The organism is Halochromatium sp. (genome assembly GCF_046541315.1).
Lineage (GTDB): Bacteria > Pseudomonadota > Gammaproteobacteria > Chromatiales > Chromatiaceae > Lamprobacter.
In genome coordinates this window covers 1-11,994 of sequence record NZ_JBKHDN010000077.1, presented here as the reverse complement: position 1 = coordinate 11,994, position 11,994 = coordinate 1, and the positions used below count along the sequence as shown (strand labels likewise).

Here is an 11,994-nt window from a genome sequence, read left to right as displayed (position 1 = left end):
GTCGATCCCGACATAGCCAAACTGGCGGTAGTAGGGCTGCAAGCGGCCGTTCCAGTCGGTTTTGTGCGAATGGTTGAACGCGCTACCCAGCCCGTTACAGCGTCGACCGATCTATTACGATCGGTGGTTGGCAAATCCAGTCGCATCGCATCGGGCCCAAAAATGAGCACCCAGGCGAGATGGACAAACCAGGACTTGCCCGATCAGGCCGCGGACATTCGCGAGCGACATCCGGCAGCGGGCGTCCGTCAGGTCTGCTGGTGGCAGGTCTGCTGGTGACAAGCTTGGCGCGCCAGCCAAGCGTTTTAGCCCCGCTCGCCACCGCCCTCTTCATCAGGCTCATCGGCGCCACCATCGCCGCTGGCATAGCTTGTCTCGACCTGAGGACGCTTTGTATCGCTGCCGCCGATCAGCGTCGCTAACTTGGGCTCCGTGGGCTTGTCCTGATCGACCAGATGCAGGTGCATATCCGTCTGCGGGAACGGGATCGAGATGCCGTTAGCGTCGAACGCCTCCTTCACCGCGCGGTGAAGATCCCAGTAGACCGTCCAGTAATCCGCGGTCTTCACCCAGGGTCGGACGATGAAGTTGACCGAGCTGTCCCCCAGCTCGCTGACCCGGATGTTCGGCGCCGGGTCCTCAAGCACCAGTGGATAGCTGGCGATCACCTGCTCGAGCACCGCCTGCGCCTTCTCGATCGAGTCGCCATAGCTGATGCCGAAGACGAGATCGACGCGGCGCGTGTCCGAAGCGGTGACATTGGTGATGATGTCGCCCCAGACCTTGGAGTTCGGGATCACGATCACCTGGTTGTCCGGCGTGGTCACGGTCGTGGAGACCACCGAAACGTGCTTGATCGTGCCGCCGAGACCGGCGACCTGCACATAGTCGCCTTCATCGAAGGGGCGATTGAACATGATCATCAGTCCCGCAGCGAGGTTGCCCAGCGTCTCCTGCAGCGCGAAGGCGATGATGAAAGAGGCGCCGCCTACCAGAGCGAACAGCGGTGTGATGTTCACACCGACCGCGGCAAGCACGATCATCAGGCCGAAGGCGATGGTGAGCCAGTACACCACGATGACAAGGAAGCCGCTCAGCATGTTGTTGAGCGACGGCGTCCGGTCGACGGCGCGCCGCACCCAGGCGCGCACGGTCCGGGCGACGATGAGCAGGCCGAACCAGGCGGCGATGATCACGGTGGCCTGGATGGCAAGCTTCACCCCGCCGTCGGGCGAGATCAGCCAGTCGAGAAAGCTGTCGGCAAACTCCTGCAGCGTCAGCTGCGAGCGCGCCGCACGGGTCACCGCCGAGACGTAGCCGCGCATGGCCTCGACATCGGCGGGATCACCGCCCTTGGCTTCGAGGCTGGAGATCACCGCCGAGAAGTTGTCGAAGATGCGCTCGCGCTCCTCGACAAGCTCGAGCCGCTCCTGGCGCAGCGCCTCCGTCTCGGGCTCGTCGGCGGCGCGGATCTCGAGGCTCTTGTCGACCACCGCCTGCGTCGCCGTGCGCGCCTGGTCCTGCCAAGCGGCGGCCAGTGGGGCGATCTGCTCGGCGGTCAGCGGAACGAGCCGCAACTGCAGCTCGTCGAGCGCGATGGACGGAGCCTCAAGGCCTGCGGGATAGGCCAGCGACCTATCCCGCGCGTCGGTACCGACTGCTGGTTCCTCAGCCATCGCGTCCTGCGCCCAGCCGACGCCCGTTGCCAGCGCGCACAGGAGCACAGCGATGGCGCGGCCGATGCCCGCGCCGGCGCCGGCGACCAGCGCAACAGCGCCGTCGAGCTGGAAAGCGCGTGGATCGTACATGGTGTTATCCGGTGGATTGGCCTGGGACAACCCCATTGCAACGGATGCACGGACCCGCGGCAAGCGCTGCTGCGCCCAAAGTGGGCGGCGAACAGCAAGCCGCAAAACGGATACTCAGTCGGACATGGCCTCGGTGCAGGCGCCGACGACGGCAGCCAGGTAGCCCAGGGTTGCCTCGGTGGCGGGCGCCAAATCCTGCGCGGCCTTGCTGGAGGCAACCAGAAAACCGTTGTTGCGACGAATGATCCAACCCAGTTCCTGAAGGTCGCGGAGCTTGCGGCGAACGGTCTCCCGCGGGATGCCGCTATAGTCCGCGATGGACTGAAGATTGATCGGCGCAGGCTCCTCGTCAGGTCCGTCGCGGGCCATGAAGTCGTCGTAGGACACGCCGTCGATGCGCCCGCGGGCCAGTGTGCGCGAGCCGACGATGGCGAGCACCAGCATGCGGTCCAGATCGCCGCCGAATTGTCGCCGAAGCCGAACCAACAGCTCGCAGAAGGCATCGTTGTGCACCGACCAGATGCGACCGAAGTGTGCGGTTATTGTCTGTTCGTCGAAGGTCATGGCGGCCTCGGCTGGAACGATCGCGCAAGGTCGGAGGCGCTGACGGACGAGCGCTAACTGCGCTCGCTATCGGTCATGTCGATCTTAAAGGCAGTGGCTGTATGTTAGCCCAGTTTGGGTGGCCTGAGATGGCAGACGCCGGTCTGGCGCTATCGCCGCGGGCTCGGTGATGATCGAGCCAAGCAATGGCCCCACCGTCAACACCGTCATCCAAAAGGCCGCCAGGGTGCCGCCGAGCAGGCCGGCGATGCGCGTCATGACCTGCTCGCCCAGCCGCAGGATGGGCCGGGTGGCGGCCAGCACCATCATGACGCCCACAAAGGCCGCCTCGGTCAGATCCACGCCATCGAGATACTGGGCCACCGTCACCCAGTTCTAGAACAGTAAGATGGCCAGCATCAGCGGCACGACCCAGAGCCCGAAAACGACCTCCACTTCGCCCAGAAAGTGGTAGACAATGGCCAAGACCGGGTTCGGCACCGAGTGCGCCATGATGACCCCGGAGATCTCCATGGGGCTGAAGCACGACCGCAAAAGCGGTTGCAGCCTGTTCGAGGGTCAGTGGCGCATCTCCGGGGCAACCCGTTACATGTTCGGGTCGATGTCGCCGTTCACCGCGATCTTCATCGAGTTCGTCATGCTCTGGGTCGCGATCATGATCGGCTGGCAACTCTTCGGCCGGGATCTGCCCTTTCAGAACACCGCCACCTGGGTCATGGTCTTGGGTGCCCTGATGCAGGGGTTTGGCTCGGTCGCGATGATCGGCTGCGAGATTCGCACCTACATGCGGCTCGGGCTCGGGTACGCGACCGCGGTTGCGGCATTCCCGGGCTTCCTATTGGGTTATCTCCCCTACACCCTCTTTGCAGAATGGTGGGAGAACCTGTCTGAGGCTACGGTGATCACCCATGTCACCTCCGTGCCTGAGCTCTTCAGCCAAGATCCGGCGACGCAATTTTTGGTTGCCATGGCCTATGGTGCCGTGCTCGTCTTGCTCATCATCTGGAGCGTCAGAAGAGGGATGCGCCTGACTGGGACGACATTCAAAGCGCTCGCCACGACTCCGAACGACGAACTCTCGATCGAGTTTTTCAAGCGGAATTTTCCAGAGGATCAGGGCAGCTACTCAGAGGAACTGGTGATGGCCTCCACAGCGATGCCGCCCGATTCGCCCAATCTGGGCACTGCCCGCATGCAGCCGACGGACTGCATGCTGGATACTTTACGGATTTGGCCAAGCCGCTTCCGTATGCATCAGCACGTCATCATCCCCCCGACCATAGCGGATCAGGCCCGAGGCCGCTGTACCGCTCACCGGTGCAAGCCGTCCGTCGCGCCAGACACAGCCAGCGCGCAACCGGCCGACCCAGGCCGGCCTCGGATTACCCCCGTCTGGCTCGCGCTGCTCGTGCTTGTGCTAATCACCGGCTGCGCAGCGGCGCCGGAGCGCCTGGAGCCGCTGCCGGCCGCCCTGGTCGCCAACGCGCGCCTGCCCGGCATCGCCGGCGGCCGCTACTGGGGCGACGAGCGTCCGGCGGAGCTGGAAGCCTGGCTCGCCCTGCCCGAGGCGGCCTTGCGCGAGCGCTATGGCGGCATCATGGGCCGTCGCCACAACTACCTGGTGATCTCCGGTGGTGGTGGCGACGGTGCTTTCGGTGCGGGCCTGCTGACGGGCTGGACCGAAACGGGCACCCGGCCTGAGTTCCAGATCGTCACCGGCATCAGCACCGGCGCGCTGATCGCGCCCTTCGCCTTCCTCGGCTCCGACTACGATCCGGTGCTGCGGGAGGTCTACACCGAGTTCTCCACCGAGGACCTCACCGAGCCGCGCGGTCCGCTTGAGATCATCCGCGGCGATTCCGTCACCAGCACCCGCCCGCTGCGCCGCAAGATCGCCGCCTATCTCAACGAGGAGGTGCTGGCGAAGATCGCCGCCGAAGGCCGCAAAGGGCGCAGCCTACTCGTTGGCACCACTCACCTCGATGCCGGGCGGCCGGTGGTTTGGGATATCACGCGCTTGGCGGCGAGCAAGGCCCCGAACGCGCCAGCACTGATCCACGATGTGATCTTGGCCTCAGCCTCCATCCCCGGAGTATTCCCGCCGGTCCTGCTCGAGGTCGAGGCCAATGGGCGACGCTATGACGAGCTGCACGTCGATGGCGGCGTGACCGCGCAGCTGTTCTTCTCACCGGCGGGCGCGGACTGGCGGCGCATTGCCGAACGACTCGACGCCCAGGGCGCGCCGCGGCTGTATGTGATTCGCAACGCCAAGCTTCGACCCCATTGGCAGACCGTCAAGCCGAAACTCCTGCCGATCATGAGCCGCAGCATCGATACCCTGATCGGTAGCCAAAGCATCGGCAACCTCGCCGAGCTCTATATCGTCGCCCGCGAGCAGGGCCTCGATTACCGGCTCGCCTATATCCCCCAGAGCTTCTACGCCGTTTCCAAGGAGCCCTTCGACAAGGCATACATGAACCGGCTTTTCCAACTCGGCCGCCAGCGAGCGCTGGCCGGAGATCCCTGGCTCGTGCCGGGAGACCTCGACTGAGGCGACGGTTTTGCGCTAGGCCACTGCTCGATCGAATCGATCGCGACATTTAAGTCGCCGGCTATCGGACCGGAGGATCGAGCACATCAGGGCGCAGAGCCATTCAAGCGATCCGAGCCCAGAGGATACCTGGGCAGTGTGCCTTGGATTTGGTCAGGGTACCCGCACCCCGAATGGGCGCTTGCCCATTCTGGGCACTGCCGATGGGCAGCCGACCGATGGCATGTTGCATACTGATCTCGCGACCGTGCAATAAGCGTCTTCAGGTCCCACCCGCCTCATCGCCCGGGAATGGCGATGCGCAATGCACGTTCTAGCGAACCCCCCAGCCGATTCAGGATGCGCGAGCAAGCATGACCACCGACGATCACTGGCCAGCTCGGAAGCCACTGCACGGCCCCGGCCGGCGTCTTCTGACGACCGCCGCCCTCACACTGCTCATCGCCCTTGCCGGATGCGAGCAGCCTGCGCCGCCCCCGAGCGCACCCGCTGATGTCTCGCGCCCGGCCGAGATCCTTGAGGTCAGCGCGGCCCGGCTGAGCCCAGGCATGCGCTTCCCCGGTCGCGTACGCGCCATGCAGCGTGTCGAGCTGGCCTTTAATGTGCCGGGGCAGATCGTCGAGCTGCCGGTCACTGAAGGTGATGCGGTGCCGGTTGGCGCCCTGTTGGCGCGGTTAGACCCGGCCTCCTATCAGACCGCGTTAGACCTGGCCCAGGCCGAGCTGGACGCCGCCACGGCTGAATTTGAGCGCGTGCGCCAGCTCTGGGAGAAGCGCCAGGCCGTCGCGCGGGCCGAGGTTGATCGCAAGCGCACCGCGATGGAGGTCGCGCGCTCGCGCTTCGCCGCCGCGCAGAAGGATCTGGCCGACACCCGTCTGACCGCGCCCTTCGCTGGCGTCGTCGCCCGTCGTCTGGTGGAGACCTTCCAGAATGTACAAGCCAAGGAGCCGGTGCTGAGCCTGCAAAACCCGGATGCACTGGAGATCGTCATCCATGTGCCGGAGCGGGTGGTGCGTGGCGAGCCACGGCGCGCCGCCGGCTTCGCGGTCTTCGACGACCTGCCGGAGCGGTGCCTGCCGCTGACCCTGAAGTCCTTTGCCACCGAGGCCGACCCGCAGACCCAGACCTACGAAGTGGTGCTGAGCCTGACGCCGCCGCCTGACCTGCGGGTGCTGCCGGGCATGGGCGTTGAGGTGCTGCCGGAGAGCACCACCGCCGAGGGCAACGCCGCGGCCGATGGCACGGCCCCGGTGCTGATCCCCATCAGCGCCGTGGTCGCCGCTGCCGACGGCACACCGACGGTCTGGGTGGTGGACCCGGAGACCGGCCACGTCAGTCGCCGCACCATCGAGACCGGCGCCCTCCAGGACGCTGAGGTGACCGTGCTGAGCGGACTCACACCCGGCGAGCGGATCGTGACCGCCGGCGTGCACAGCTTGCGCGACGGCATGCGCGTGCACCCGCTCGCGTCGGGTCTCTGAGGCGCCCGCCATGAACCTGGCCGCCGCAACGCTTGACAAGCGCACCATCGCCTGGCTCGGCTGCCTGCTGCTGTTGATCGGCGGCTGGATCAGCTACCAGCAGCTCGGCCGCTTCGAGGACCCGGAGTTCGTCATCCGCGAGGCGGTGATCTCCACGCCCTACCCCGGCGCGCTTCCGGCCCAGGTGGCCGAGGAGGTCACGGATGTCATCGAAGGCGCCGTGCAGCAGCTCCAGGAGGTCAAGGAGATCACCTCCGTCTCCAGCATGGGCCTGTCGCGGGTGCAGGTGGAGATCGACCTGCCCTTCGCGCGCGACCGCGACCAGTTGGAGCAGGTCTGGGACAAGCTCCGGCGCAAGGTCGCGGATGCCCAGCGCGAGCTTCCACCGGGCGCTGGGCCGCCGCTGGTCAACGACGACTTCGGCGATGTCTACGCGCTCTTCTTCGCCGTCACCGGCGAGGGCTATTCGCTGGAGCAGGTGCGCGACTACGTCGAGGTGCTGGAGCGCGAGCTGGTGCTGGTGCCAGGCGTGGCGCGGGTCGCGACCCTGGGCGCGCCGCAGGATGCGATCTATGTTGAGATCACCGCCGCCAAGGCCGCGCAGCTCGGCATCAGCCGCGAGCAGATCGACGAGGCCCTACGCCGGCAGAATCTCATCTCGGCGGCCGGTGATCTGCGGGTCGGCCCGCAGCGGCTGCGCATCGTCCCGCGCGGCCAGGTCGATTCGGTGGCCGCGATCGGCAACATCGCGCTCGGCGCTGGCGGCGGCGAGCAGGTGATCTTCCTCAAGGACGTGGCACAGATCAGCCGCGGCGGCGTCGAGCCGCCGCGGGTGCTGGTGGGCTATGACGGGCAGCCGGCCATTGGCCTCGGTGTCTCCAATGTCGCTGGCGGCAATGTGGTCGCGATGGGCGACGCGGTGCGCGCGCGGCTCGCCGAGCTGGAATCCCAGCGGCCGGTGGGCATGGAGCTGAACGTCGTCTCCTACCAGTCCGACTCGGTGCGGGCGGCGGTCGATGGCTTCGTCTGGAACCTGGTCGCCGCGGTGGTCATCGTCGTCGGTGTGCTGGTGCTCTTCATGGGGCTGCGCAGTGCGCTGGTGGTCGGCATCGTGCTGGTGCTGACGGTGGCCGGGACGCTGATCGCGATGCAGCTGGACGGCATCGCCATGCAGCGCATCTCGCTGGGCGCGCTGATTATCGCGCTCGGCATGCTGGTCGACAATGCCATCGTCGTCACCGACGGCATCCTGGTGCGGCTGCAACGGGGCGAGGATCCCCGCCAAGCGGCCATCGATGTGGTCCAGGCGACGCAGTGGCCGCTGCTCGGCGGCACCGCCGTCGGTATCCTGGCCTTCAGCGCCATCGGACTCTCGCCGACGGACATGGGTGAGTACGCCGGCTCGCTGTTCTGGGTGATCCTCTACTCGATGCTGCTGAGCTGGGTGCTGGCGGTGACCATCACACCACTGCTCTGCGTGGTCTTTCTCAAGGTCAAGCCGGGGGCGGACGCGAACGGCGCCCGGCAGCCGGTGCTCGACGGCTACCGGGCCCTGCTGCGCAGGTTGCTTCGGCATCGGCTCGGCACCGGGCTTGCGTTGCTGGCGCTGCTGGTGGCGGGCGTCCTGGGCTTCGGCTTTGTGACGCCCGGCTTCATGCCCGAATCGGCGCGGCCGCAGTTCGTGGTGGACATCTACCTGCCGCAGGGTACGGACATCGCCGTCACGGCCGCGGAGCTTGGCGCGATCGAGGAGACCGTCCGCGCCCAGCCCGGCGTCACCCATGCGACCAGCTTCGTCGGTCAAGGCGGGCTGCGCTTCATGCTCACCTACTCGCCGGAGGAGCCGAACAGTGCCTATGGCCAGTTGCTGGTGGACGTCGAGGACTTCCGCCGCATCGATCCGCTGGTGGCCGAGCTGCAAGCGGAGCTGACCGCCGCGCATCCGGACGCCGCTATCAAGGTCTGGAAGTTCATGCTCGGGCGCGGCGGCGGCAAGAAGATCGAGGCCGCCTTCCGCGGTCCCGATCCGGCGGTGCTGCGTCGGCTCGCCGACGAGGCCAAGGCCATCATGGCCGCCGAGCCCGGCGCGGTCGCGGTCCAGGATGACTGGCGCGAGAAGGTGCCGGTACTACGTCCGCAGGTGGATGCGGTCGCGGCCCAGCGCGCCGGCGTCGATGTCACCCAGATCAGCGCCGCGTTGAACCGCGCCTTCAGTGGTGAGCGCGTCGGCGCCTACCGCGAGGGCGATACCCTGGTGCCCATCATTGCGCGGGCGCCGCTCGCCGAGCGCGACCGCGTCGCCGCGCTGGACAATGTCCAGGTCGACAGCCCCACCGCCGGGCGCTACCTGCCGGTGGGTCAGCTGGTGAGCGGGTCTCAGCTGGACTGGGTGGACGCGATCATTCGCCGCATCGACCGCTTCCCGACCCTCAAGGCGCAGGCGGACCCGCAGCCGGGCGCATTGTCCGGCCCGGTGCTGGAGCGGCTTAAGCCGCAGATCGAGGCGATCGCGCTACCGCCGGGCTATGCGCTGGAATGGCACGGCGAGGACAAGGCCTCACGCGAGGCCAACGCTGGCCTGGCGATGTCCGCGCCTTATGGCTTCGCGGCCATGGTGCTCGCAGTGGTGGTGATGTTCAACGCGCTGCGGCAGCCGCTGGTGATCTGGCTCACAGTGCCGCTGGCCATCGTGGGCGTCACCATCGGGCTGCTCCTGTTCCAGGTGCCGTTCGAGTTCATGGCGATCCTCGGCTTCCTGAGCCTGATCGGCATGCTGGTGAAGAACGCCATCGTGCTGGTCGACCAGGCCGATGCCGAGCGCAAGGCCGGCAAGCCCGGTCTATCGCCGGTGCTGGATGCCGCCGCCAGTCGCGCCCGGCCGGTAGTGCTCGGGGCCTTGACCACCATCCTTGGCGTCGCCCCGCTCTTGCTCGACCCCTTCTTCAAGAGCATGGCGGTGACCATCATGTTCGGCCTTGCCTTCGCCACCCTGCTGACGCTGATCGTGGTGCCGCTGCTGTATGCGGTGCTGTTCAGGATCAACGATCCTGCCACTGCCAACGATCATGCGCCTGTCTGAATCCCACTCCGACGCGATGACGATCGCTGAGCCGGTCGCTGGACATCGGCGACTGGACCAGGGCGGCAGGTTCGCCAGGCTAGCCGGAGCGGCTCGTGCCCCTGCCGGCGGCACTGGCTGAGGAGGCGCGCATACCCGACCCCTGGCCGCTCGATCAGCTCGACTGATGCTGCCGCCTGAGGCCGCGGAGCCTCGCGCAGGACACTTCAGCCGATCGCAGCCACATTGAGAGCGCCGCGGTCCAGGTCTGCGGCTGCACCGCGCGCCTGTTGGCGTTGACGCTCGCGGACTTGCACGTTAGGAGGCGATTTTAATGTCCCGGGATCCACCGATTGTTGCCGATCCGTCCTCATCACCCCCACCGTCCGAGGCGATACCGGCCGGACTGTATCTGTTGCAGGTGGATGCGCAAGGTCGCCCGGCCTTTCGCTTCGTTACCGAGCGACTGCTCATCATGCTCGACCTGCCCCGGGAGCAGTTCCTGACCAACCCGGGGACCCTGTTGCAACGGGTGCACCCGGACGACTATCCGGCGTTTCTGGAACTGAATCGGCAGGTGTTTGTCGCGCCGCAGTCCTTTCTGTGGGAGGGCCGGGTACTGATCCGGGGCGTTACCCGCTGGTGGCGCCTGGAGTCGTCGCCGCGCGCGCTGCCGGAGGGCGGCACACTCTGGGAAGGGGCCGCCATCGATATCACCGACGCCAAGATGGCCGAAGCCGCAGGGCGGACCGGAGAGGCGCGGTTTCAGCACCTGCTGCACTTTGCGCCAGTGCCCCTGGGCCATCTCGATCGGGCACACCGGACGCGCTTCTACAACGTCGAGTTCACCAGGACCTATGGCTACAGCGAGTCGGATCTACCTGATGAACAACGCTGGTGGGAGCTGGCCTATCCGGACCCGGCAGATCGCCGGCAGATTCGCCAACGCTGGGATGCCGCCCTCGCCGCGCTGGCCGCAGGGGATCGCAGCCAGATGCCCTTCCAAGCCGGGGTCAGGTGCAAAAACAGCACGCAACGGGCAGTCGAGATCCATTACGCCGTGCTGGACGACGGCTATCTCGGGGCCTTCGTCGATGTCACCGAACGGCGGCAGGCGCAGCAGCACGAACGCGAGGTGCAGACGATCCTGCGCGCCATCCTGAACGACCAACCCTTAGCGGTCATTGCCGAGCGCATCGTCCGCGCCATCGAGGCGGCGGCGCCGGAAGCCCTCTGTTCGCTGCTTCTGGTCGACGAGGACAGCCAGCAGTTGCGTCTGCTCGCCGCGCCCAGCCTCCCGGCCTTCTACAACACAGCGATTGATGGCCTCGCCATCGGCGACGGACAGGGCGCCTGCGGCACCGCTGCTGCGCTTGGCGAACGCGTATTCACCGAGGACATCCAGGTCGATCCGGCCTGGACGCCCTATCGGGAGCTTGCCGCCCAAGCCGGCTTGCGAGCCTGCTGGTCGGAGCCGGTGGTGGCCAAAGACGGTGAGGTGCTCGCCGCCTTTGCAGTCTATGCACGGGAGGCCCGGACTCCATCCGCGTGGGAGATCGAACGGATCGAGGGTGCCGCGAGCCTGGCCGGGCTCGCGATCGAGCGCGCCCGGGCGCGCGAGGACCTGGCCTGGCGCACCGCCTGCCGGGATGCGGTGCACGAAATCTTCCGGATGTTCCTAACCATGAACGAGTCTGACCTCGATGCGGCGATCAATGTGGCACTGGCCCGTATCGGCACCTGCGTGTGCGCGCATCGCTGCTATCTGTTCCAGATGAACGAAGATGGCGCTGCCATGACCTGCACCCACGAATGGTGCGCGCCCGGAATACGGCCGCAGATCGATGAACTGCGCGACCTCGATGTGGATCGATACCCCTGGTTGCCAGAGATTGCCAACAGCCGGCAGCCTGCCTGGGTCACGCAGGACAACATTGCACAGCTCTCGCCTGATGAGCAGAAAATGATGCGCGACGGCGAGATCCAGTCCATGCTGGCAATCCCGATGTTTAGGACCGGGCAGATGTGCAGCATCCTGGGTCTCGACAACATTCAGGTGCGCAAGCGCTGGAGCGGCTTCGAGCAAGGTGTGATGCGGATGGTCGCCGACATCATCAGTGCCGCGCTGGTCCGCAATCAGCTCCTGCGGGCGCTGCGCACCCAAGCCTACCAGGACGAGCTGACCGGGCTGCCGAACCGGCGCGCCTTCGACGAAGGGTTGCGCGACGAAATCCGGCGCGCGCGTCGCTACCACCAAGTCTTTTCGTTGCTGCTGCTCGATATCGACCGGTTCAAGGCGATCAACGACGCCCAGTGCCATGACGTCGGCGATCAGACGTTGCGGATGCTTGGCGCGATCCTTAGCCAACGGATGCGCGAAACCGATCGACTGGCACGCTGGGGTGGCGAGGAATTCGCACTGTTGCTCCCGAACACCGGGGCCGAGGACGCCCGGCTGTTCGCCGAGCAACTGCGGGTCGAGGAGTGTCGCCGTGCTCGCGATACATTTTGGGACTCCAAGTCCCCAAAATG

The 11,994-nt window shown here is 66.4% G+C and carries 7 protein-coding genes and 1 pseudogene; 5 read left to right on the top strand and 3 right to left on the bottom strand.

Translation table 11 applies throughout. The features are described from left to right. Positions 1 to 279: hypothetical protein (locus ACLFQI_RS07010; RefSeq protein ID WP_410758195.1), on the top strand; the 279-nt coding region annotated here is incomplete at its 5' end. A gap of 26 nt (positions 280 to 305) precedes the next feature. Here ACLFQI_RS07010 and ACLFQI_RS07005 read toward each other — a convergent pair. From ACLFQI_RS07005 to ACLFQI_RS06995, 3 genes and pseudogenes are all read right to left on the bottom strand, one after another. After that, positions 306 to 1,808 (bottom strand): mechanosensitive ion channel family protein, encoded by a 1,503-nt coding sequence (locus tag ACLFQI_RS07005; protein WP_410758193.1) that lies wholly within the window; start codon positions 1,806 to 1,808, stop codon positions 306 to 308. Positions 1,809 to 1,922: 114 nt separating this feature from the next. Continuing rightward, positions 1,923 to 2,372, bottom strand: a complete 450-nt coding sequence (locus tag ACLFQI_RS07000) for a helix-turn-helix domain-containing protein (protein WP_410758192.1) — start codon at positions 2,370 to 2,372, stop codon at positions 1,923 to 1,925. 84 nt (positions 2,373 to 2,456) lie between these two features. After that, positions 2,457 to 2,864, bottom strand: a pseudogene (locus ACLFQI_RS06995) (putative Na+/H+ antiporter). Here ACLFQI_RS06995 and ACLFQI_RS06990 point away from each other — a divergent pair. The 4 genes from ACLFQI_RS06990 to ACLFQI_RS06975 form a co-directional block, all read left to right on the top strand. After that, positions 2,830 to 4,923: a patatin-like phospholipase family protein gene (locus ACLFQI_RS06990; RefSeq protein WP_410758191.1), complete on the top strand. Its 2,094-nt coding sequence runs from the start codon at positions 2,830 to 2,832 to the stop codon at positions 4,921 to 4,923. The pseudogene ACLFQI_RS06995 and the gene ACLFQI_RS06990 sit on opposite strands and share 35 nt — an antisense overlap. A gap of 353 nt (positions 4,924 to 5,276) precedes the next feature. Beyond that, on the top strand, positions 5,277 to 6,404 hold the full coding sequence (locus tag ACLFQI_RS06985) for an efflux RND transporter periplasmic adaptor subunit (protein WP_410758190.1): 1,128 nt from the start codon (positions 5,277 to 5,279) through the stop codon (positions 6,402 to 6,404). A gap of 10 nt (positions 6,405 to 6,414) precedes the next feature. Then, positions 6,415 to 9,483 carry an efflux RND transporter permease subunit gene (locus tag ACLFQI_RS06980; protein WP_410758189.1) on the top strand — a complete coding sequence of 1,023 codons (3,069 nt, stop codon included), beginning with the start codon at positions 6,415 to 6,417 and terminating at the stop codon, positions 9,481 to 9,483. A 313-nt stretch (positions 9,484 to 9,796) separates the two neighbouring features. After that, the coding region (locus ACLFQI_RS06975; RefSeq protein ID WP_410758188.1) for a diguanylate cyclase domain-containing protein at positions 9,797 to 11,994 on the top strand (2,198 nt) is incomplete at its 3' end.

Coding starts and splice junctions, on each gene's coding strand:
- ACLFQI_RS06980 (WP_410758189.1), top strand. CDS start 6,415: ATGAACCTGGCCGCCGCAACGCTTGACAAGCGCACCATCGCCTGGCTC.
- ACLFQI_RS06985 (WP_410758190.1), top strand. CDS start 5,277: ATGACCACCGACGATCACTGGCCAGCTCGGAAGCCACTGCACGGCCCC.
- ACLFQI_RS07000 (WP_410758192.1), bottom strand. CDS start 2,372: ATGACCTTCGACGAACAGACAATAACCGCACACTTCGGTCGCATCTGG.
- ACLFQI_RS07005 (WP_410758193.1), bottom strand. CDS start 1,808: ATGTACGATCCACGCGCTTTCCAGCTCGACGGCGCTGTTGCGCTGGTC.
- ACLFQI_RS06990 (WP_410758191.1), top strand. CDS start 2,830: ATGGCCAAGACCGGGTTCGGCACCGAGTGCGCCATGATGACCCCGGAG.